A 21165-nucleotide genomic window follows, 5' to 3' on the forward strand; every position below is an offset into this window, starting at 1 on the left:
CCTTGAGTTGAGCGAGAACGCCCTGTCCCCCACCGCCGTCCGGCGGGTGGCCTGCGTCGGCGCCGGTGTCATCGGCGGCGGTTGGGTCGCGCACTTCCTGGCCCGCGGTTACCAGGTGACCGCGTGGGATCCGGCACCGGATTTCCAGGCCAAGCTGTCCCGGTTGGTCGACGCGGCGTGGCCCGCGCTCACCGAACTGGGGTTGGCCGACGGCGCCTCCCGCGACAACCTGGTCATCGCCGCGACGCTGGAAGACGCGGTCGCCGACGCCGAGTTCGTGCAGGAGAGCGCGCCGGAAGACCTGGCGCTCAAACGAGATCTGCTGGCCCGCATCGACGCCGCCACCCCGGCGGGCGTCGTGGTGTCGTCGTCCACCTCCGGCTACGGCATGACCGAGATGCAGGTGGACTGCCCGACACCGCAGCGGCTCGTGGTGGGGCATCCGTTCAACCCGCCCTACCTCATCCCGCTGGTCGAGGTGGTCGGCGGCCAGCGGACCCAGCGCTGGGCCGTCGAGTGGGCCGCGGAGTTCTTCGAGGTCGCGGGCAAGTCCGTGATCACCATGGACCGCGAAGTGCCGGGCTTCATCGCCAACCGCCTGCAGGAGGCGATCTGGCGCGAAGCGCTGCACATGGTCGCCAACGGCGAGGCCACGCCCGCGCAGATCGACGCGTCGATCACCGACGGCCCGGGCCTGCGCTGGCCGCTGCTCGGGCCGTGCCTGACCTTCCACCTGGCCGGTGGTGAGGGCGGTATGGCGCACATGCTGGACCACTTCGGCCCGTCGCTGAAGTCGCCGTGGACCCGACTGGCGGCCCCGGAGCTCACCGCCGAGCTGCGCGACGCCATGGTCGAGGGCTGCGAGCAGGCCGCGGACGGCCGCGGCATCGCCGAGCTGGTAGCCGAGCGCGACCGCGCGTTGATCGCGGTGATGCGCGCGATCGACGGCGTGCGAAACGGCCGATCATGACCGGGCTGCGGGAGTTCCGGCAACAGGTCCGTCCAGAGTGGATCGACTACAACGGTCACCTCAGCGAGGCCTACTACGTGCTGGTGTTCGGTTTCGCCACCGACGCGGTAATGGACCAGGTGGGCCTCGATGCGGCTTACCGCACCGACACCGGGTGCTCGCTGTACACGGTGGAGGCCCACGTGCGGTACCTGCGGGAGGTCAAGCCAGCGGCGGAGCTGGTGGTCACCAGTCGCGTGGTGGGCACCGGCGCGAAGAAGGTGCGCATCTGCCACGAGATGACCGTGGCAGATGCGCTGGTGGCGACCGAGGAGATCATGGCGTTGCACGTCGACGGCGCGCAGGGCGGCACCACGTCGTTCCCGGACGCGGTCGCCGACCGCCTCGCCGCGCTGGTCGAGCCGCCGCCCCCGTACGCGGGCCGCCGCATCGGTTGAGCAGCGGGGTTCTCGACCGGTTGTGCCGGGCGGGAATCCCGTTCACCTGGAATGCCCCATCCCCGCACCGCTGGCGTACCGTTGAACCAAGCCGCCTGGGTCCTCGGGAGGTCGCAGGTGAACTCGACCGGTCCCCCGCCAGCGCATGATCGCGCTCGCGGGTTGTTCACGGGAGTCGTGCTCGGCGACGCGATGGGTGCCGTGTTCGAAGGCGAACCATCGGTCAGCGAGCTGACCTTGCGGGAATTCGAGCGCTCCAAGGACCAGCTGCACTACACCGACGACACGGTGCTGACCATCGCCGTCGCCGAACACCTGCTGGAGCGGGCGCGCTGCGGCGGGCACCTGCTCGACGAGGGCGAATTGGCCGCGGCGCTGACCTGCGCGTGGAACCGCGAACCGTGGCGCGGGTTCGCCTCCTCGGCCGTTGGCCTGTTCGAGCAGCTCGACTCGGGGATGCCGTGGCGGGATGCGGCCGTCTCGGTGTTCCGCGGGCAGGGCTCCTTCGGCAACGGTGGCGCGATGCGCTGCGCGCCGGTGGCGCTGGCCGCCCAAAGCGCCCACCACGCCGCGGAATTGGGGCGCCGCACCGCGTCGGTGACCCACGCGCACCCGGACGGCCAGGAGGGCGCGGCCGTGCAGGCGTGCGGCGTCTACCTGGCGCTGCACACCTGCGGACCGCTCGACGCGGAATCGTTCCTGTCCCGGCTGGCCCGCGTCATCCACGAACCGGAGTGGGTGCGGCGGTTGCAGGCCGTCGCCGCGCAACTCGGCCACCGGGATCCGCACCGCGCCGCCGAAGCACTCGGCAACGACGTGCGGGCCACGCATTCGGTGCCGCTGGCGCTGTGGGCGTTCCTCGCGCACGCCGAGCGCCCGGTCGACGTCGTGCGGCAGTGCATCCGGGCCGGTGGCGACACCGACACCATCGCCAGCATGGCGGCGGCGCTGACCGGAGCGCTGCGCGGTGCCGCCGACTGGCCGCAGTCGTGGCTGCGCCGCGTCGAAGGGCTCACCCGGCTGCACGACCTGGGCGACCGGCTGGCACGCCTGTCGCCGTGAGCCGCGCGCCGCGAGGCCGGGCTCGTTACCGTTGCGGTTGCTCCGCCCAGCTACCGACTGGAGGACCGATGGATCCCGAAACGCCGGAAGCCGATGCCGCCGAGCAGGCCCGCCAAGCCGAGGAAGTGCCCGAAGAGGAAGAGCCGGAGCCCGTTGAGGTGCCCCTCGACGCCGACCCGGCCGACCTCGCCGACCAACACCGCCCCGTCCCGGTGGACGACTCCTACGACCACGACTGACCCAGACCGTGCGCAGGTTGAGGTAGAGCTCACGAGAGTCTCGTCAGGCAAGCGGCGGTAGCCGCTGAGTGCCTGTCTTTGAAGTGGCTGTGCCGGGCCGAGCGCCTCGGGTGAGGTGGCCGATTTCGCGCGAAATCGGCGTTTCCCATGAGGTACGGGTGGCGATTTCGCGCGAAATCGCCAGGTCGCTACCCGCACCGCCACGCAAAACGAGTTCAGCGCACTCTCTAAACCACGTCGGGGAGGACGCGGCCCGGGTTGAGGATGCCCTCGGGGTCGAGGGCGTTCTTGATCGCGTGCTGGGTCGACAGGGCCGCTTCGTCGAGTTCCTTGCTCAGCCACTGCCGCTTGAGGTGGCCGACGCCGTGTTCGCCGGTGATGGTGCCGCCCAGTTCCAGGCCCAGCGCCATGATCGCGTCGAATGCCTGCTGCGCGCGGGCCGTCTCGTCCGGGTCGCTGGAGTCGAAGGCCACCACCGGATGCATGTTGCCGTCTCCGGCGTGCCCGGCGCACAGCACCTGCACGCCGTGTTGCTCGGCGATCCCGGCCAGCCCCTCGACCAGGTCCACCAGATGCCGCCGGGGCACGCACACGTCGTCGATCAGCAACGACAGGCCGAGGTGCTCGTGCGCGTCGCCGACCAGCCGCCGGGCCTGCATCAGCAGTTCGCCTTCCGCCGGGTCATCGGCGACGACCACCTCGGAGGCGTCGAACGACCGGGCCACCCGCTCGAAGGCCGCCAGGTCGCCCGGCGCGGCGTCGCCGCGGTCGGACTGCACGAGCAGCATGCCCGCCATGCCTTCGGGGAAACCGAGGTCGGCGATGTGCTGGACCGCGTTCACGGTGGGCTGGTCCATGAACTCCAGCACCGACGGCCGGTACCCCTCGCCCAGGTACCCGGCCACGGTGCGGGCCGCGTCGGCGATGGTCGGGAAGAAGGCGACGGCGGTCAGCGGCTGCGCCGCGGCCGGTCGCAGCGCGACGGTGATCTCGGTGACCACGCCGAGGGTGCCTTCGGAGCCGACGATCAACCGGGTCAGGTCGTAACCGGCCACGCCCTTGGCGGTGCGCCGCCCGGTGCGCATCACCCGGCCGTCGGCGAGCACCACTTCGAGGCCGCGCACGAAGTCGCCGGTCACCCCGTACTTCACGCAGCACATGCCGCCCGCGTTGGTGGCCACGTTGCCGCCGATCGTCGAGATGCTGCGCGAGCCGGGGTCCGGCGGGTAGAACAGCCCGTGTTCGCCGACCTTCGCCGCGAGCACGCCGTTGACCACACCCGGCTGCACGACCGCGATCTGCTCGTCGACGTCGATGTCGATGATGCGGTTCATCTTCTCCAGCGACAGCAGGATGCAGCCGTCGATGGCGTTGGCCGCCCCGGACAGCCCGGAGCGGGCGCCCTGCGGCACCACCGGGACCCGGTTCTCGTGCGCCCACTTCAGGGTCGTCGCGACGTCCGCCGTGGAGCGGGCGCGGACCAGCACCGACGGCTTGCCCGCCGGGCAGAAGGTGGCCCGGTCGCGGCGGTGGGCCTCCAGCACGTCGACGTCGTCGAACACGCTGCCTTCGGGCAACAGCTCCCGCAGCGGGTGCACGTCAGTGGCGGTCATCGGTTGCGCTCTTCTCCAACCTCGGCGGCACGGGCTTACTTCGCGAACCTAACCCGTGCCACCTCCGATCTCCCAACCCCCCGGCTCGACGACCACGCCGCCGCAGCGGTCGCGCGAACCCTGGAACGATCATGGTGAGCCAAACCACAAGCGCTGACACGGCCACCATCGTGGCGCCGGAGAACGCGGACCGTTCTGCGCACCGGACACCTCCGCCAGCAACCGCGAGCCCCTCGGCGGGATGATCGGCAACAACTTCCGCGGCTCCCGCTACGGCATGACGATCGACCATGCCGAGTGGTGCTCTCCGAGAGCTCCACCACCCGCCGTGAGCCAAGCCCCACCGAACTGGCCGCGAAGTCCACATTGGACGACCTGGAGGACGAGAGCTAGCGGCGGTTGCCGGAATGACTCCGCGCCTCGGACTGGCCGCCGCCGGAGCTGGCTGCGCACCGGGGGGGCTACCGGCTGGACCGGTTCGCCGACGGCACGTTCGGAGCAACCGCTCGCGAGGGCATCAGCCCGCCCACAGGCCGAACAGCGCGGCGAATCCCTCGCGCCAGCTCGGCCAGGTCGGTCGCCAGCCCATCGTTTCGCGCAGCCGGAAATTGGTCGCACCGCGCTGTTCGGTCAGCTGGTGGACCGTCAACCAGTCCAGCTGCGCCTTGGCCTGGTCCATGGTCAGCGACACCGGGGCCGGGCCACCGACCATCCGCGCGTAGGCGGGCAGCCATTCGCTGGATTCGGCGGGCTCGTTGTCGACCACGTTGTAGGTACCCGGTTCGCCGCCGGTGAGCAGTTCCAGCACTGCCCCGGCGGCGTCGTCGACGTGGGTGAACGACGTCAGGCCAATCCCGTCGTGGACCAACGGCAACGCACTGCCGCGAACCCGCTCGTGCACCCTCCCACCCGGCGCGTACTGGGTGCTCGGGCCGTACAGCGCGCCGTAGCGCAGCGCGATGCCCTCGATGTCCGGGCGGGTCAGCACCGTTTCTTCCATCGCCGCCAGGGCCCGGACCGCGGCACCCCAGCAGCCCGGCGCGTCCGTCCACAGTGGAGAATCTTCGTCCAGCACGTCGTGCCCGTGCGGACGGTAGGCAGCGGTCATGCTCTGCCCGATGATGCGCCGCGCGCCCACCGACACCGCGGCGTCGACGAGGTTGGCGGCACCTCGGGCGCGTAATCGCGCGGTGCGGCGCAGGCCCTCGTCCTGATCGGCTTTCCCGAAACCGGAGGTCTGATCGATCACCACGTCCGGGGCGACGCGGCGCAACTCCCGGCTCAACCCGGCCGGGTCCAGCAGGTCGGCCACCGCGACATCGTCCATCGGCGCAGTGCCGTCCAACCGGTCCACGTGCCGGACAAGCGCGGTCACGTGATGACCGCGCTCCCGCAACAGCGGCAGCAGTGTTCTCCCGACCACGCCGGTCGCACCGGCGACAACCACACGCAGGGGCACTTCGACCTCGCACCGGGTTAAACGTCAGCGGGCTGGAAGCCTACCCCGATGACGTACCCCAGAACGGGTGAAAACGGTGACCTCTCGGCGGCAGACCGGCACCGCAGACGGCCCGGTCTGCCGCCCACCTGAGGCGGCAGCAGAGCACATTGCACACTGCCGATGCTTCGCCGTGCCTGATTGGCACGACATGGATCAGAGTGCGCGGATGCCTGCGGCCTGCGGTCCCTTCGGACCCTGGGCGATCTCGAACTCCACCCGCTGGTTCTCCTCCAGCGTGCGGAAACCGGAGGAGTCGATCGCGGAGTAGTGGGCGAAGACGTCAGCGCCACCGCCGTCGGGCGTGATGAACCCGTACCCCTTCTCCGCGTTGAACCACTTGACCGTACCGGTAGCCATTCCTTGTTTCTCCTGATTCTGCTGGCCAGGGTCAACACTGCGCAGACCCCAGGTCGCCGAACTGATCACCGGTGCACCGACGTGGCGCCGGAGCACCACGGCACAAAAAAAGTGCCTGCGTTCTGGCAGGCACTTTCCAGTACTGCTGGGACCAAAACTGCAACCGATGCAACGCTAGCACTCTGACTGCGGGTTGTCACACATCGATCGCCGCATGTCAGCACCGGGTCGGCGGCACGCCACAGTGGATCGACGAGCCCGCTTCAGGGGATGCTGAGCAGCCCCTGACCGCTGGCCTCGGCGGCGCGGTTGCGCTCGTTGCGGTGCTCGGCGAGCAGCAGTGCGGCGGCCCTGGGCGTACGGCCCCCGGTGTCCCATGCGGCCAGCAGCGGCGGGATCTTGGCGAGCATTTCCTCCCGCAACACCTGGAACGAGCGCACCGGATCGGCGTCGACCCGACCGAGCAGCAGCCACCAGGCCCACGCCACCGCGCCGGCGTTGGCGACGAAGTCCGGGATCACCGGGATGCCGCGCGCCGCCAGCATTTCCTCGGCATCGGCGGTGACCGGTGTGTTGGCGGCCTCGATGATCACCTTCGCGGCGACCTCCGGCACCTGGGGCCCGCCGATCGCGTACGACACGGCGGCCGGGATCAGCACGTCCACATCGGCGGCCAAGACCGCCTCGCGCGGCAACAGCCGCACTTCCGGGGGCACCTGCGCGCGGTCGATCTCGCCGAAGCGGTCCCGGGTCTCCAGCAATGTCGGCACATCCAGCCCGTCCGGATGCCACAGGGTGCCCGCCGCATCGGCCAGCGCGACCACCCGCAGTCCCGCCTCGTGCAGGTAGTAGGCCGCGCCGCCGCCCATCGTCCCGGCGCCCTGCACGGCGACGGTGGTCGCCTCCGGCGCCCAGCCGCGAGCGTGCACAACACCCAGGCAGCTCTGCGCGACGCCGTACCCGCCGACCACGTCGCCAAGCAGCAGGCCGCCCGGCACCGGGGCGGCCAGCCCGGCGCGGACGCGGCGCAGCGTGCGCTCCGGATCCGGGGCCCGGCGGATCGCCGCGTGGTAGGACTGGTGCAGCCCCAGCTCGGCGAACACCTCGTCGATCAGGTGCTGCGGCACCCCGAGGTCCTCGGCCGTCACCCAGTGCGCATCCAGCCACGGCCGCATCGCCTGCACGAAGCGGCGCAGCACGCCGCGGGCGTCCGGATCCTTTGGGTCGCAGTCGATGCCGCCCTTCGCGCCGCCGACCGGCAGGTCGAACACGGCGGTCTTGCGGGCCATGCCGCGGGCCAGTTCCGCCACTTCCGACAGCGTGCAACCAGCGCGCATCCGGGTCCCGCCGGTGGCGAGCCCGGACACCAGGCTGTGCACGACAAGGTAACCGTTTCGGCCAGTCACCGGATCCGTCCAGAGCACCCGCATGAGCGGGTCGCGATCGACGAGCGCCACGGGCCGAACCTCCTCCCAGAACGCGTACCCGACACCGGGCGCAGCAGCCCGGAATTCACCAGTGGTAGATGGTTCGGCGATCCGCGGGGCACCCGCGACGATCGCCAGCACTGCCGGGAGACCGGTCAGCGATGTCGCAGCCAGAGCGAGGAAGAAGACACCCATCGGGCCGGACGCGGATTGCGGTACAACTCGGTTCGCATGGCCCACCTCCCGCATCCGGCCCGAATGGCTCGAAATTAAACGCCAGCTCGTCTGATTGTCAACAATCATCGCTTCGTACATTTGTTACGTCATCGGGACCGCGGTGTGTCGACCGGTTACCTGGCCGATTCGCCGACTGCGCAACGCGATCGGCTGTGCCTCAGCTGTCACTCCGAAGAGGTCTTAAGCTTCCGAGCACGATGCGGGAAAAGCGTCGCGCGAAGCGTGCCGGAACTTCGGTGAAACCGATCCCAAGGTTTCCGCGCGACTGGAAGGATGCAGGCATGAGCCAACCGGGACCCCACGACCAACCGGGATCGCTGGACGAGGCCGCGCAACAGCAGCTGATCCAGGAAATTGGCCGGATCATCGTGCGTGCCCTGCCTCCTGGCTGGCGGGAGGCCACCGTCGAGTACCGCGAACTGGGCCCCCACCACGAGTTGGTAGCGCAACTGATCGCACCCAACGGCACCGCCATCCCGTTGGCCGCGCCCGCCGATGTCGCGGAACTGTTCGTGCGGCTGCGCCACGGCATGTACCAGCCGGATCGCGGCACCTGGGTCAGCGCGCTGTACCGGTTGCAGCGGCCCGGCAGCTACACCGTCGACTTCAACGGCGACTTCGAACCCAGCTGGCGCACGGCTCCCCCGCCCGCCGCCTTCGCCGAAGAACTGCGCCGCTTTCCGCGACCCGCCGCGGTCACGCCGGAGTGGTTGGGCCTGCGGGGCGGCAGCGGGCCGGGGCTGCGCACCGCGGAGGTCTTCGACGAAGACGGGCGCCCGATCACCGAGCGCCCGCAGATCAACCCGGCCGAGCGCGACCAGGTGATCGACTACCTGGAGCAGGCCCCGATCGTGCTGGCCGCGCGCAGCTTCGACACCGACCGGCTCGACCCGAACCGCAACCCGGCAGTGCCGATGACCTTCCACACCGACGGCAGCTGGATCTGGCCCGGTGCGGTCGGCTACTACCTGCGCCAGCACGGGGTGGCGCCGGAGGCGGAGCTGGTGGCGCACATCCGCAGCCGGAGCTTCCTGGTTCCCGACGTCGACGAACCCCGCCGCGAGCAGGCGGTCGCGGTGATCACCGGCGAACACCGGTAGAAACCACCCGACTAGGGGCCGTTCGGCAAGCGGCGGAGCCGAGGCGGCTGCTGAGGTTCCGCTACCCGCACCGCCACGCGAACCACTCCTGAAACAGTCTCTGGTCGCGGCCCTGCGACAATCCGGGGTATGCGCGAGGTGGCCTTCGTGGGCGGACCGGTGGCCACAATGGACGCCGCCCGTTCATTCACCGATGCCGTGGCGGTGCGCGATGGCCGGATCGTCGCCGTCGGCGACGCCGCGGTGCGCGCGCACCGCACCAGGACCACCGAGGTGATCGACCTGGACGGCCGGTTGCTGCTGCCCGGTTTCCACGACGCGCACGTGCACCCGGTCTACGGCGGGATCGAACGCCTGCGCTGCGACCTCACCGAATGCCTGGACGCCGACGACTGCCTGCGGCAGATCCACGCGTACCAGCCGGATACCGGCTGGGTGCTGGGCGGCGGCTGGGACATGGGCCATTTCCCGCACGGCACGCCGAGCCGCACGGCGCTGGACGCGGTGACCGGAGCTCGACCGGCGTACCTGCTCAACCGCGATCACCACGGTGCCTGGGTGAACTCGGCGGCGCTGCGGCTGGCCGGAATCGACCGGGACACCCCGGATCCGCCCGACGGCCGCATCGAACGCGACGCCGTCGGCGAACCAGCCGGGACCCTGCACGAAGGCGCCACCCGGCTGGTCGAGCGCGCGCTGCCGCCGACCAGCGCGCCGGAATACCTCGCCGGACTGTTGGAAGGGCAACGCCACCTCCAGGCCCGCGGGGTGACGTCCTGGCACGACGCGATCATCGGCCCCTACCTCGGTTACGACGACACGCTGGAGACCTACCTGGCCGCCGACCGGCAAGGCCTGCTGACCGGCAAGGTCCGCGGCGCGCTGTGGTGGGACCGCGACCGCGGCCGGGAGCAGATCGAGGAGCTGCGCCAGCGGCGCGCGCGGGCGCGCGGGCGGCGATTCCGCGCCGACGCGGTGAAGATCATGCAGGACGGCGTGTGCGAGAACTTCACCGCCGCGCTGCTGCTGCCCTATCTCGGCAGCCACGGCAGCGGTATGTCCTTCGTGGACCCCGAACTGCTCGCCGAAGTGGTGCCGGAACTGGCCGCGAACGGTTTCCAGCTGCACTTCCACGCCATCGGCGACCGGGCGGTGCGCGACGTGCTGGACGCGCTCGCGGCCCGCACCGAGCACCGCGACCTGCGCCACCAGATCGCCCACCTGCAGGTGGTGCAGCCCAGCGACATCCCGCGGTTCCACGAACTCGGGGTCGCCGCGACGATCCAGCCCCGGTGGGCGGTCAACGACGCGGCGATGACCGAGTTGACCGTCCCCCGGCTGGGACATCGGCGGGCTGGCGGGCAGTACCCGTTCCGGTCGCTGCACGCGGCGGGCGCGGTGCTGGCGGCGGGCAGCGATTGGCCGGTGTCCGACGCCGATCCGATGCGGGCGGTGCACGTCGCGGTCAACCGCCGCGAACCCGGCACCGACGACGTGCCGTTCCTGCCGGAACAAGCGCTGGACCTCGTCGACGCGCTGGCCGCGTACACCGCGGGCAGCGCCTGGGTGAACCACGTCGACGGCGAAACCGGCACCGTCGAAGTGGGCAAGGCGGCGGACCTGGTGGTGCTCGACCGCGACCCGTTCTCCCTGCCGCCAGCGGAAATCGGGCAGTGCCAGGTGGATCTGACGATGGTCGACGGCGTGATCGTGCACGAGCGCAAGGCCTGACCGACCGGCGCGCGGCGCTGGGCTGGTCGGGCGACGCCGGTTCTCGATCGTGTGGAACCACCACCGAAAGCATTGGCGGCGCAGGCGGGGCCTGGTTTCGTGCCCAGCGTCGGTGACCATCGCAGAGAGGTCAGGTACGCATGCAGCCCTTTCGACTGCCGGAGTTCTACCTGCCCTACCCGGCACGGCTGAACCCCAACCTGGAACGGGCCCGCGAGCACAGCAAGGCGTGGGCCTACCGGATGGACATGATCGACGTGCCGCAGGAGGGCAAGAAGATCTGGTCCGAAGCCGATTTCGACCGGCACGACTACGCGCTGCTGTGCGCCTACACGCATCCCGACGCCGACGGACCGGAACTCGACCTGATCACCGACTGGTACGCGTGGGTGTTCTACTTCGACGACCACTTCGTCGAGCTCTACAAGCGCGACCCGGATCTGACGGGGGCGCGGGAATACCTCGACCGGCTCCCGGAATTCATGCCGGTCGACGGGGCGATCACGGCGGAGCCGGGCAATCCGGTGGAATGGGGCCTGGCGGACCTGTGGACGCGCACCGTGCCCACCATGAGCATCGACTGGCGGCGCCGGTTCGCGGACAACACCAAGCACCTGCTGGACGAATCGCTGTGGGAGCTGGCCAACATCAGCGAGAACCGGCTGTCCAACCCCATCGAGTACGTCGAGATGCGCCGCAAGGTCGGCGGGGCGCCGTGGTCGGCGAACCTGGTGGAACACGCCGTCAGCGCGGAAGTGCCCGCCGAGATCGCCGCGACCCGGCCGATGGCGGTGCTGCGCGACACCTTCGCCGACGGCGTGCACCTGCGCAACGACCTGTTCTCCTACCAGCGCGAAGTGCAGGACGAAGGTGAGCTCAGCAACGGGGTGCTGGTCTTCGAGAAGTTCCTCGACTGCAGCACCCAGGAAGCCGCCGATGCGGTCAACGACCTGCTCACCTCCCGGCTGCACCAGTTCGAGCACACCGCGCTGACCGAAGTGCCGCAGCTGCTCGACGAGCGCGGCATCGACCCGCCGGGCCGGATGGCGGTGCTCGGCTACGTCAAGGGCTTGCAGGACTGGCAGGCCGGTGGCCACGAATGGCACTCGCAGTCCGGTCGGTATCCGGACGGCACCGCGACGGTGCTGGGCGGCCCGCTGGGGCTTGGCACCTCAGGCGTCAACATCGTGCGGTCGCTGATTTCCACCGCACCGCAACGACTTCGCGGCTTCACGCGGCTGCCCTTCCAGGAGGTCGGGCCGATCCCGCAGCGGGAGATCGAACCGCCCTACGACGTTTCGCTGAGCCCGCACCTCGACCTCGCCCGTGAGCACGTCGTCGACTGGGCCCGCGCGATGGGCATGTTCACGGACGTACCGCGGGTCTGGGACGAGCAGATGTTGCGCACCTACGACCTCCCGCACTGCTCCGCCGGGCTCGATCCGGACGCCACCGTCGAGGAGCTCAACCTGTCCTCGGACTGGCTGACCTGGGGGACCTACGGCGACGACTACTACCCGCAGATCTTCGGCCACACCCGCGACATGGCCGGTGCCAAGACGCTCAACGCGCGTCTGAAGGAGCTCATGCCGTTGGACGGCGCGAGCCCCGTCGCCCCGGTCAACATGCTGGAACGCGGTCTGGCCGACCTGTGGCGGCGCACCACGGCCTCGATGGCCCCGGCGGGTCGGCGCGGGTTCCGGCGGGCCGTGGAGCGGATGCTCGACAGCTGGTTGTGGGAGTTGAGCAACCAGCACCAGAACCACATCCCCGATCCGATCGACTACGTCGAGATGCGCCGCCAGACCTTCGGAGCGGACCTCACCCTGAGCCTGTCCCGGTTCTCGCACGGCCAGACCGTGCCGCCGGAGATCTACCGGACTCGGACCATCCAGAACATGGAGAACTCGGCGGTCGACTTCGCGATGCTGGTCAACGACATGTTCTCCTACCGCAAGGAGGTCCAGTACCAGGGCGAGGTGCACAACGCGGTGCTGGTGGTGCAGAACTTCCTGGACTGCGATCTGGAGCGGGCCTTCGAGATCGTCGACGACCTGCGGATCGCGCGGTTGCGGCAGTTCCAGCACACCGTCGACATCGAACTGCCGAACCTGTTCGAGGAGTACGACCTGGGCGCCGAAACCCGCGCCACCCTGACCCGCTACGCGGGCGAACTGCGGGACTGGATGTCCGGAATCGTGAACTGGCACCGGGAATGCCGCCGGTACTTCGATTCCGAGCTGCGCTACAACGTGCCGGTCGACGCGGCCGGGCTCCTGGGCCTGACCGGGCTGGGCACCTCGGCGGCCCGGGTGTCTTCGGCCTGGGATCCGGTTCTCGGCTGATCCGGGCCGCCAACGCTCGCACGCTGGCGGCTCGGAGAGCCTGTCTTGGCCCATGCCTTGGGGTGGCGGGATCCTGGTTTTCCCTAAAATTGGGCACCGCGAATCCGACGAATCGGATCCCGAATTTCCCTAAAGTTGGGGCGACGGCGTTCCAGCACAGCTGGTCCTTGGCCGTGTTGCGCAAGCGCGGCCTGGTGACCGTGAACTACGACCAAGTCTATGTGCCCCCGTTTGGGATGGTCGACCGGCTCCGGGTGCGACTGACCACAGCGCGTCCGGCCGGGTTGATGTCGCGGTGGTCGCTGATCGCCCTGGCCCGCCTGTACGAGGCCTGAGAAGTCGGACTGTGCAACGAGACCACCTGGGACCGGGCCGACGCCGCCTCGGCATGGAAGACCCTGCTGCGGCTGCGGGACCGCCGCGACGGCTCCCCCATCGAGGAGTTCCACACCGACCAGTCCTCCCCAGTCCGGTCTGGGTTGCGACAGTTCGCCCCGGCCTTCCTGACGGAGCTGTCCGGGAAAAGGGCCGGGGCGATGTTGGCCGGACTTAGGCGATCTTGGGGGTAGCGCGCATGCTGACGTACACGCACGGGGTGCCGTTGCTCAGGGTGGAGAAGACTACGGGCGTGTAGTCCTCGCCGCCGATGCCGAAGACAGCGGCGAAGACCGTGTCCGATACCGGCACCATGTCCGCCTCCAGGGGCGGCGAAAGGTGCGCCATGCTGCCGGTGAACTCGTACCGGATGTGCGCGCGGCCGTCGTCGTTGCGGGTGATGGTGGTGCGGACGCCCTCGCGTTCGTAGGTGCCCAGCAGCGGCGTCAGGTCCACCTCGGGCGGGTTCTCCGGCGGGGCGAACAGCGGCGGCACCTGTGTGCCAGTCAGCTCCGCCCAGAGTTCCCGGAACAGGGTGTCGTACATGGGGGTGAAGCCGCCGCCGTTGGCGAGCAGCGCGAAAGCCACGCCCGCATGCGGGGCGACGCGCAGGTAGGAGTGCTGCGCGACGGCGCTGCCGACGTGGCCGAAGCCGAAGACCCCGTTCCAGTCGTGCAGGTTCCAGCCCAGCCCCCAGGCTTCGGCCTCGACAGTCCACTTGTCCGGGCAGTCGACCTCACGACGTTGCATGGCGGCGACCGCTGCGGTGGACAGGATGCGGGTGCCGTCGGGGGCGAGGCCGCCGTCCAGGTGCATCTTGGCGAAGCGGACGATGTCGCCCGCAGAGACGATGACCCTGGCGGCCGGGCTTACCGAACGCGGCATCAGATCCCAGACCGGTGTCGGGTCGGGGTCCTGGCCCGGTCGGCCCATATGGCCCATGGCCACGCGGAACCGCAGCGCCTCCTCGGGCAGCGTCATGGAGTGCTCCAGCCCGAGCGGGGCGAACAGCATGTCCCTCAGTGCCTGGTCCCAGGTCTTGCCGGTGAGCACCTCGATGACGCGGCCCAGCACGACGTATCCGAGGCTGCCGTAGGAGTAGGCGGTGCCCGGCGGGAGGTCCAGCGGCACCTCCCGTGCGGCCTGGACGTATTTGGCGATGCAGTCGTCACCGCGGCCGGTGTCGTGGTTGAAGTCGTTGGTCACGCCGCCGGTGTGGGACAGCAGTTGCCGGATCGTGATGGTCTTGGTGGCTTCCGGGTCGGGGGTGGCGAACTCCGGCAGCACATCCACCACCGGCGTGTCCAGCTCCAGATCACCGGAGTCGACCAGCTGCATCACGAGCGTGGCGGTGTAGGGCTTGGCCAGGGAGCCGGCGAGGAACACCGAATCGGTCGTGACCTCGACCCCGGTTCCCCGGTGCAGCACTCCGCTGGCCAGTTCGTGGATCTCCCCGTCGGCGAGCACGGCCAGCGAGGCACCCGGAACGTGGTGGGTCGCGCGTAGTTCGTCGAGCAGGGCCTGCCAGCGGGCATGGTCGAACGTCATCGGAATTGGTCCTCTCAGTACGGTTTCTTGGGCATGTTCAGATGGCCCCGGCAAGCGCGCAGGGGCCGATCGTCCGTTTGTGGCCGTGTGGTTGCCGCGAGTCAGCGGCCCGCGGAGATGATTCGGGCGCTTCCGCCCGGTGTCAGGACTCGCTTCGTGCGATGCCGGGCAGGTCTCCCGAGGCACGCAGGGTGTCGCGCCGGGCGAGCCACTCGGCCCCGAGCGCAGGCAGGCGCTCGGCGAGGAAGTCGGCGAAAGCCGCCATTTCCATCAGGCGGGCCCGCCGCTCCGGCGATGCGTCGCCCAGCGCCTCCAGCCCCTTGCGCGCCAGCGCACCCACGGCGGAGTGCTCCGCCGACTTGTCCACCAGGCGCAGCCACACCCCGGGGTCGAGGCTGACGCGATCCACCCGTTCGCCCGCGGCACGGGAGCGCTGAATCCACGACCAGTCCTCGAGCACGGAGACCGCGCTGGTAACTGCGGTGCGACTCGCCCGCAGCGCCTCAGCGAGTTCGGCGATGGTCTGCTGCGCAGGCTCACACAGCAGCAGCCACCCGATCACCCGCCCCGTCATCGGCGGCAGGCCGTGCTGACGCGCGAAGTGGCGACCAGCTTCATCGGCAAACGCGAGCTCCGACTCATCAACCATAAGACAGACACTACAGAAAAGTCGGAGATGACGCAAATATCCGTCATTTCAGCTTCACTGCGTTCGACACTGGAAGACGACCGCGAACATCATCCCTGGGGAGCTGCGACCGTTACATCCGATAGCGGGCCGCTGTTCTGCTCCGAACGCCGCCCTGGCCCCGCCCGCCGAGCAGCGGGATATCTGCCCGGAAACCGGCCGTCTGCGCCTCGGCTACGACCGTGCATGCTCATCGCCCACGTAAAGACCCGCACCGCCGGACGAGAACAACATCAACTCCATGTGTCGCACGTACATTCAAGACAGGTAGGAGTGCAACACGAAAGTAGCTGGTGATCCGCTGGTGGGGCGCCTATCGAGACACGGCAGCAAAGCGGAGAGAAGAGTCCAGAGACAGGCTCTCAGGCCAAAGCGCCGTGCTGGATGACGTGGCGGATCTGCTTCGGGTCCGCCAGCGCGGCGATGTCGGCCAGCGGATCGGCGTCGAGGACCACCAGGTCGGCCAACGCACCGACCCGCAGCGTGCCGATCTCGCCGGTCATGCCGAGCAGATCGGCCGCGGTGCTGGTCGCCGAGCGGATGACGTCCAACGGCTGCTGGACCTCGCCGCGGATTCGGAACTCCTCGTTCTGGTGCCGGTGCATGCCGCCGAGCAGATCGGTGCCGTAGGCGATCTTGACGCCGCCGCGGTGCGCCATCTCCAGCGCCTGGAGCCCAGCACCCAGCACGTCGTCGACCTTGCGCCAGCTGTCCTCCGGGAGCCCGAACTCGCGGCCCTCGGTCTTCAGCGCCCAGTACGTCACCAGCGTCGGCACCAGGAAGGCGTCGTGCTCGACGAATTCGGCCACATTGGACTCGTCGATGAGGTTGCCGTGCTCGATCGACCGGATGCCCGCCCGCAGGGCCCGGCTCACCGAGCGCGCGGTGTAGGCGTGCGCGGCGACGTAGCGGTTGGCGGCGTCGGCTTCTGCCACGATGGCCCGCAGTTCGTCCATCGAGTACTGCGTGGAGTCGATGCGGTCGGTCGGCGAGGCCACCCCGCCGCTGGCCATCACCTTGATGTGGTGCGCGCCTTTGCGCAGCTCGTCGCGAGCCGCGGCGCGCACCGCGTCGACCCCGTCGGCGATCCGGCCGAGCCCGGCGCAGCACTGGTGGCCGTCGTGCACCCGGGTGCCGCGCGGACGGCTGTCGCCGTGCCCGCCGGTCTGGCTCAGCGCCTTGCCGCAGAACGCCAGCCGCGGCCCGCGGATCAGACCTTCGGCCTGCGCGTCGGCCAGCCCGAAGTCCGCGCCCGAAGCGTCCCGGACCGTGGTGAAGCCCCTGTCGAGCATCTGCCCCATGATCTGCGTGGCGTGCGCGGTGGCGTAGGACGGCGACCAAAAGGGCAGCGCACTGAGGTCGGCGGTGGCGGCCGTGACGTGCACGTGCGCGTCGATCAGTCCGGGCAGCACGGTCGCACCGGCCAGCTGCACGGTCCGCGCGCCTTCCGGCGCGGTCAGACCGGGGCCGGTCTCGGCGATCCGGCCATCCACGCACAGCACGTCGCCTTCGGCGTACTCGCCGGATTCGACGTCGAGCAGCTTGCCGGAACGCAGCAACAGGGCGGTCACGAGTTCGGTTCCTCCGAGGGGTTGTCGAGGCGCTGGACGAGTTCGGCCAGCGCGGGAACGGCCAGCGACGCCAGTTCGGCGGCCCGGTCGACCTGGGCCGGACCGTAGGCGTGCTCGGCGTCGAGCAGGGCGAGGGTGCCGAGCGTGGTGCCGTCGGCGGCGACGACCGGCACGTTGATCACCGACCCGCAACCGAGCTCCGCGATCAGCGCGTGGTCGGCGAAGACCGCGCGGACCGATTCGGCGTCCGGTCCGAAGAACGGCTGCTGCTGGTTGATGCAGCGGTCCAGCCACTCCGCGGCGACCTCGACGGATTTCTCGCCGCCCACCGGGTATTGCTCGGGATGGCTGGTGTGCGCCCGGTGCAGCACGCGGCGGCCGGGCAGCCAGGCCAGCACGGTGAACAACCGGACCCCGAGTTCCCGCCGGACTTGGTCTTCCACGGTGGACAGGTTCATCGGGCGGTCGCCTTCCGCATTTCGCCTTCGGTGAGGTCTTCCAGCGAGCGGCCCTTGGTGGACAGGCCGAACAGCAGGGTGCACACGACACCGACGACCAGCACCACGGTGGTCATGCCGAACACGCCCGCGAAGCCCAGCGACGCAGCGAACATCCCGATCACCGACGGCGCGATGATGCTGCCGACGCGGCCGAACGCGCTGGACAGCCCGGTTCCCGTCGCGCGGATCCAGGTCGGGAACACTTCCGGGGTGTAGGAGTACACGCCCGCATAGGTGCCGTTGAGGAAGAACGACAGCACTGCGGCCGAGATAGTGATCATCACCGGATCGGTCATCTGGCTCATCCAGAACGCGCTGACCGCGGAACCGGCCAGGTACAGCGCGATGGCGTTCTTGCGGTCCAGCAGCTCGCCCAGCCAGGCCCCCGAGAAGTAACCCGGCACCTGGGCCAGGTAGATGATGATGGAGAACTCGAAGCTCTTGGTGACCGTGATGCCCTGCTGCACCAGCAGCGTCGGAATCCAGGTGAAGAAGCCGTAGAAGGAGAACGTGATCACGAACCAGATCAGCCAAGTGATCGCGGTGCGCCGAGCCATCCGGCCGCTCCACAGGTATTTCAGCGCGGAGAGCAGGCCGATCTTGCGGGCCTCGGCGGGCTTTTCCACCGCCGCCTCGGGAACTGGCGGCAGCGGTACCTTGGTCGCCGCCAGGACCTTGCGTTCGAGGTCGACCACGACCCGTTCGGCTTCGGCGGTTCTGCCGTTGGCCAGCAGGTAACGCGGTGATTCCGGCAGCGAGCGCCGCCACCACAGCAGCAGCACGATCGGCAATGCGGTGATCACCTGCGCCCAGCGCCAACCCTCCGGCACCGGCTCCACGACGAACCGGCCCAACAGCGCGGCGGCGACGAAGCCGAAGGAGAAGAAACCGGCCAGCGCGCCGACGAACCAACCGCGTCGGGCGGCTGGCACGAACTCCGACAGGAACGGCGCGATGATCGCGCTTTCCGCCCCAGCGCCGAACCCGGCGAACACCCGGGCGGCGAGGAAGATCTCGTAGTTCGGAGCGAGCGCGCCGATGACGGAGAACAGCGCGTAGACGGCCAGCGCCCACATCATCACCTTGCGGCGGCCGATGCGGTCGCCGAGCAGCCCGGCGCAGGTGGCGCCGAACAGGAACCCGAACGGGGTGGCCGAGCCGATCAGGCCGAGTTGCGCGTTGGTCAGGCCCCATTCGTCCTGCACGCTCGGCAGCAGGAAGGCCACCACGGCGGAGTCCATCCCGTCGAAGGTGTAGCCGAGCCCGCCCAGCAGCAGCAAAAGGTAGTGCGGTCGGCTCAGGGGGAGGCGGTCCAACCGAGCGAGCAGAGTCAAGGCGCCTCCAGCTGGGTTTCAGCACCGAATGAAGTGATTGGCAACATATAGTGCAGTTATCGCAATGTGCAAGAGCTGTTGCGTTTTGGGCTCGTTACAGTGTGTGTCCGCGGTACGACGAGAGGAATGCGATGACGGACAGCACCGCCGGAGAATCCGACGGCTTCGAGACGTGGCTGCGCGGCCGCGTGCCGGAGCGCGGGTTGCGCACGAAGGGCGCCGCAGTGCTGCAGGTGCTGCTGACGCAGCCTCGGCGGGTGTCCTACAGCTCCGCCGCCGAGGCCGCCGAACTGGCCGGGGTCAACGTCGCGACGGTGAGCCGGACCGCGCAGGCCCTCGGTTTCAGCGGCTGGTCGGATCTGCAGCAGGAATTCCGGGCGCGCTACCTCTCGTCGCTGAGCGCACCGGAGGTCGCCGCCACCCAGCGCACCGAGGGCGAGTTGGGCGGCGCGTCGCTGCGGCGGGACCTGGAATCGATGGCGGTGCTCAACCGGCGGCTGGACGAGCAGCTCATCCGGACCATCGCGGAGGCGATCGCGCAGGCCCGCCGCGTGCTGATCATCGCAAACGGCAGCTACATCGCGGTCGGTTCGGCGCTGGGGCACAACGTGCGGCTGGCCGGGTACGACGCGACGGTGGTGCGCAGCGACGCCGACCTGGCCAACGCGGTGTCCGGTATCGAACCGGGCGATGTGCTGGTGGCGATCAGCTTCTGGCGGCTGTACCAGAGCACGGTGACCGCGGCCGAAGAAGCGAACAGCCGCGGCGCCCGCGTTTTCGCGCTCACCGACGCGGCGAGCCCGGCGCTGGCCGCGGCCGCCGAACAGGTCGTGCTGATCCCGGCCGAGGGCGTGGCGTTCTTCCCGTCCCTCGCGCCGGGGCTGGCGCTCGCCCAGGCCATCGTCGCCCAGCTGTCCACAGTGGATCCCGAGCGGACCAGGCGCTCCATCGAAGCCGCCGAAACCCAGTGGGCCCGCTTCGGCCTGCTGCACCGCCAACCCCGGCGCACCAGCTAGCGTCTCCCCCGCCCGGGTCCGGCTGGCGAATGCGCAACCGCCTGCTTCCCTTTGGTAGTTGGGGAAGCCAAGTACGGGCGGGCGGGGGCCTGGCGGCCGGTCCCGAGCAGTGGTGGCGCGAGCTCGCCCGCGTGCTCGCCGATGACGGACGCGCGGTCGTGCTGGTCCCCGACGCCCGCGCTCTGAGCTACGCCCTCGACAACGGCCTGACACCCACCCACGTGCAACAACTGAGCCTGTTCGGCAGCCGTCCCTTGCTAGCCCGCCTGGAACGCCCGCGCACTCGCCACCGCCCGAAGCGCACGGCACTTCGCTGAGGGTTCGAACCCTGCGCCGCACTGTTGCACGGCGTATCACGGCACTTCCTTGGGGGATGCGTCAGGTTGTTGCAGAGCAGGCCCGCCCGCGGGATGGGTGGTCACGGATTCAGTCGATGCCCATCCCACGGGCCAGCTCAGGTGTTCCTGCACGCCGTACCAAGAGGCCACCGCCGCTTCCTCTCGGCGTGCGCCGCTAAACCAACTGTGTTGTTCAGCTCTCCGGGCTCAGTCCTGCCACGGCCAGCCGGAACAGCCGGTCCGCCTGGGCGGCGGGGTCGGGGTAGTGCTCGGTGGCCAGGGCGATGCCGACGACCAACGTGATCAGGTCCGCGACAGCGACGCCTGGCGCCACCGCGCCATCCTGCACGGCGCGGCGCAGCAGAGGGCCTGCCGCCTCTTCCAGCGCCGCCGAGCAAGCGTTCTCGTGCGCCGGGTCGGTCCCGGCATCGTCGTAGGCCAGCGCGGCCGCCAGTCCCCGGGCGGAGACGCAGTAGGCGACGACGTCACTCAGCCATTCCAGGAGCGCGTTCCGGCTGTCGCCCCTGTCGGTCAGGTCGTGGGCGCGGACGCACAGGGCCTCGATCCGTTTCCGGGAGACCGCCTCCAACAGTGCGCGGCGGGTGGGGAAGTGTCGGCGCACGGTCGCCGAGCCAACCCCCACGGTGCGGGCGATCTGTTCCAGGGAGGCGCCCGCACCATGTGCAGCGACCTCTTCCTCGGCCACAGCGAGGATCCGCGCGTAGTTGCGCCGGGCGTCGGCGCGTTGGCGCTCGGGCATGGCGTCATCTCCAGCC

20 protein-coding genes are annotated in these 21165 nt (G+C 69.8%); 10 read left to right on the forward strand and 10 right to left on the reverse strand.

The annotated features are described in order from the left end of the window. Window positions 1–7: 7 nt before the first annotated feature. The 4 genes from ACTWQN_RS14685 to ACTWQN_RS14700 all read left to right on the forward strand — a co-directional run bounded on the left by ACTWQN_RS14685 (window position 8) and on the right by ACTWQN_RS14700 (window position 2708). The gene (locus ACTWQN_RS14685; protein ID WP_443204000.1) at window positions 8–970 is read left to right on the forward strand and encodes a 3-hydroxyacyl-CoA dehydrogenase NAD-binding domain-containing protein; all 963 of its coding nucleotides are present in this window, start codon (window positions 8–10) and stop codon (window positions 968–970) included. Further along, a complete protein-coding gene (locus tag ACTWQN_RS14690; RefSeq protein ID WP_443204001.1) occupies window positions 967–1407 on the forward strand; it encodes a thioesterase family protein in 441 nt (146 codons plus the stop codon). Before ACTWQN_RS14685 ends, ACTWQN_RS14690 begins: the two co-directional genes overlap by 4 nt. A 117-nt stretch (window positions 1408–1524) precedes the next feature. Further along, complete coding sequence (locus ACTWQN_RS14695) at window positions 1525–2469, forward strand: ADP-ribosylglycohydrolase family protein (RefSeq protein WP_443204002.1); 945 nt, start codon at window positions 1525–1527, stop codon at window positions 2467–2469. Between the two features lie 68 nt (window positions 2470–2537). Beyond that, window positions 2538–2708 carry an Rv3202a family protein gene (locus ACTWQN_RS14700; RefSeq protein ID WP_443204003.1) on the forward strand — a complete coding sequence of 57 codons (171 nt, stop codon included), beginning with the start codon at window positions 2538–2540 and terminating at the stop codon, window positions 2706–2708. A gap of 227 nt (window positions 2709–2935) precedes the next feature. Here ACTWQN_RS14700 and ACTWQN_RS14705 read toward each other — a convergent pair whose 3' ends face one another. From ACTWQN_RS14705 to ACTWQN_RS14720, 4 genes are all read right to left on the reverse strand, one after another. Beyond that, window positions 2936–4321, reverse strand: coding sequence for an FAD-binding oxidoreductase (locus tag ACTWQN_RS14705; protein ID WP_443204004.1), 1386 nt, complete (start codon window positions 4319–4321; stop codon window positions 2936–2938). Window positions 4322–4838: 517 nt separating this feature from the next. Next, entirely contained in the window at window positions 4839–5780 is a 942-nt protein-coding gene (locus ACTWQN_RS14710) for an NAD-dependent epimerase/dehydratase family protein (protein WP_443204005.1), read from the reverse strand. A gap of 195 nt (window positions 5781–5975) precedes the next feature. Next, window positions 5976–6179 (reverse strand): cold-shock protein, encoded by a 204-nt coding sequence (locus ACTWQN_RS14715; protein ID WP_443204006.1) that lies wholly within the window; start codon window positions 6177–6179, stop codon window positions 5976–5978. A gap of 263 nt (window positions 6180–6442) precedes the next feature. Then, window positions 6443–7636, reverse strand: a complete 1194-nt coding sequence (locus tag ACTWQN_RS14720) for a Glu/Leu/Phe/Val dehydrogenase dimerization domain-containing protein (RefSeq protein WP_443204007.1) — start codon at window positions 7634–7636, stop codon at window positions 6443–6445. 488 nt (window positions 7637–8124) lie between these two features. Here ACTWQN_RS14720 and ACTWQN_RS14725 point away from each other — a divergent pair, with 488 nt between their 5' ends. The 4 genes from ACTWQN_RS14725 (at window position 8125) to ACTWQN_RS14740 (ending at window position 13354) form a co-directional block, all read left to right on the forward strand. Then, complete coding sequence (locus tag ACTWQN_RS14725) at window positions 8125–8943, forward strand: hypothetical protein (protein WP_443204008.1); 819 nt, start codon at window positions 8125–8127, stop codon at window positions 8941–8943. A 129-nt stretch (window positions 8944–9072) separates the two neighbouring features. Further along, complete coding sequence (locus tag ACTWQN_RS14730; protein ID WP_443204009.1) at window positions 9073–10674, forward strand: amidohydrolase; 1602 nt, start codon at window positions 9073–9075, stop codon at window positions 10672–10674. Window positions 10675–10814: 140 nt separating this feature from the next. Beyond that, entirely contained in the window at window positions 10815–13019 is a 2205-nt protein-coding gene (locus ACTWQN_RS14735; protein ID WP_443204010.1) for a terpene synthase family protein, read from the forward strand. 167 nt (window positions 13020–13186) lie between these two features. Beyond that, window positions 13187–13354, forward strand: a complete 168-nt coding sequence (locus ACTWQN_RS14740; RefSeq protein ID WP_443204011.1) for a hypothetical protein — start codon at window positions 13187–13189, stop codon at window positions 13352–13354. 214 nt (window positions 13355–13568) lie between these two features. Here the strand turns inward: ACTWQN_RS14740 and ACTWQN_RS14745 are convergent, their stop codons facing one another. The 5 genes from ACTWQN_RS14745 to ACTWQN_RS14765 form a co-directional block, all read right to left on the reverse strand. Continuing rightward, window positions 13569–14942, reverse strand: a complete 1374-nt coding sequence (locus ACTWQN_RS14745; RefSeq protein WP_443204012.1) for a serine hydrolase domain-containing protein — start codon at window positions 14940–14942, stop codon at window positions 13569–13571. A 142-nt stretch (window positions 14943–15084) separates the two neighbouring features. Further along, window positions 15085–15591: a GbsR/MarR family transcriptional regulator gene (locus ACTWQN_RS14750; RefSeq protein ID WP_443204013.1), complete on the reverse strand. Its 507-nt coding sequence runs from the start codon at window positions 15589–15591 to the stop codon at window positions 15085–15087. Between the two features lie 401 nt (window positions 15592–15992). Next, window positions 15993–17201: a metal-dependent hydrolase family protein gene (locus tag ACTWQN_RS14755; RefSeq protein ID WP_443204014.1), complete on the reverse strand. Its 1209-nt coding sequence runs from the start codon at window positions 17199–17201 to the stop codon at window positions 15993–15995. After that, window positions 17198–17659, reverse strand: a complete 462-nt coding sequence (locus ACTWQN_RS14760; RefSeq protein ID WP_443204015.1) for a GAF domain-containing protein — start codon at window positions 17657–17659, stop codon at window positions 17198–17200. The genes ACTWQN_RS14755 and ACTWQN_RS14760 overlap by 4 nt, the downstream gene beginning before the upstream one ends. Beyond that, the gene (locus ACTWQN_RS14765) at window positions 17656–19035 is read right to left on the reverse strand and encodes an MFS transporter (protein ID WP_443204016.1); all 1380 of its coding nucleotides are present in this window, start codon (window positions 19033–19035) and stop codon (window positions 17656–17658) included. Before ACTWQN_RS14765 ends, ACTWQN_RS14760 begins: the two co-directional genes overlap by 4 nt. 131 nt (window positions 19036–19166) lie before the next feature. Between ACTWQN_RS14765 and ACTWQN_RS14770 the strand changes: the two genes are divergently transcribed. Beyond that, window positions 19167–20051 (forward strand): MurR/RpiR family transcriptional regulator, encoded by an 885-nt coding sequence (locus ACTWQN_RS14770; RefSeq protein WP_443204017.1) that lies wholly within the window; start codon window positions 19167–19169, stop codon window positions 20049–20051. A 29-nt stretch (window positions 20052–20080) separates the two neighbouring features. After that, window positions 20081–20368: a hypothetical protein gene (locus ACTWQN_RS14775; RefSeq protein ID WP_443204018.1), complete on the forward strand. Its 288-nt coding sequence runs from the start codon at window positions 20081–20083 to the stop codon at window positions 20366–20368. A 214-nt stretch (window positions 20369–20582) separates the two neighbouring features. Here the strand turns inward: ACTWQN_RS14775 and ACTWQN_RS14780 are convergent, their stop codons facing one another. Then, window positions 20583–21149 (reverse strand): TetR/AcrR family transcriptional regulator, encoded by a 567-nt coding sequence (locus ACTWQN_RS14780; RefSeq protein WP_443204019.1) that lies wholly within the window; start codon window positions 21147–21149, stop codon window positions 20583–20585. Window positions 21150–21165 lie beyond the last annotated feature (16 nt).

Origin of the sequence: Saccharopolyspora antiqui (genome assembly GCF_052246905.1) — a bacterium.
In the GTDB taxonomy this organism is placed as follows: Bacteria; Actinomycetota; Actinomycetes; order Mycobacteriales; family Pseudonocardiaceae; genus Saccharopolyspora.

What these genes read in the sequence shown, in the direction of transcription:
- ACTWQN_RS14690 (WP_443204001.1), top strand. Translation starts at nt 967, where the DNA reads ATGACCGGGCTGCGGGAGTTCCGGCAACAGGTCCGTCCAGAGTGGATC.
- ACTWQN_RS14700 (WP_443204003.1), top strand. Translation starts at nt 2,538, where the DNA reads ATGGATCCCGAAACGCCGGAAGCCGATGCCGCCGAGCAGGCCCGCCAA.
- ACTWQN_RS14705 (WP_443204004.1), bottom strand. Translation starts at nt 4,321, where the DNA reads ATGACCGCCACTGACGTGCACCCGCTGCGGGAGCTGTTGCCCGAAGGC.
- ACTWQN_RS14715 (WP_443204006.1), bottom strand. Translation starts at nt 6,179, where the DNA reads ATGGCTACCGGTACGGTCAAGTGGTTCAACGCGGAGAAGGGGTACGGG.
- ACTWQN_RS14725 (WP_443204008.1), top strand. Translation starts at nt 8,125, where the DNA reads ATGAGCCAACCGGGACCCCACGACCAACCGGGATCGCTGGACGAGGCC.
- ACTWQN_RS14730 (WP_443204009.1), top strand. Translation starts at nt 9,073, where the DNA reads ATGCGCGAGGTGGCCTTCGTGGGCGGACCGGTGGCCACAATGGACGCC.
- ACTWQN_RS14735 (WP_443204010.1), top strand. Translation starts at nt 10,815, where the DNA reads ATGCAGCCCTTTCGACTGCCGGAGTTCTACCTGCCCTACCCGGCACGG.
- ACTWQN_RS14745 (WP_443204012.1), bottom strand. Translation starts at nt 14,942, where the DNA reads ATGACGTTCGACCATGCCCGCTGGCAGGCCCTGCTCGACGAACTACGC.
- ACTWQN_RS14750 (WP_443204013.1), bottom strand. Translation starts at nt 15,591, where the DNA reads ATGGTTGATGAGTCGGAGCTCGCGTTTGCCGATGAAGCTGGTCGCCAC.
- ACTWQN_RS14760 (WP_443204015.1), bottom strand. Translation starts at nt 17,659, where the DNA reads ATGAACCTGTCCACCGTGGAAGACCAAGTCCGGCGGGAACTCGGGGTC.
- ACTWQN_RS14770 (WP_443204017.1), top strand. Translation starts at nt 19,167, where the DNA reads ATGACGGACAGCACCGCCGGAGAATCCGACGGCTTCGAGACGTGGCTG.
- ACTWQN_RS14775 (WP_443204018.1), top strand. Translation starts at nt 20,081, where the DNA reads ATGCGCAACCGCCTGCTTCCCTTTGGTAGTTGGGGAAGCCAAGTACGG.
- ACTWQN_RS14780 (WP_443204019.1), bottom strand. Translation starts at nt 21,149, where the DNA reads ATGCCCGAGCGCCAACGCGCCGACGCCCGGCGCAACTACGCGCGGATC.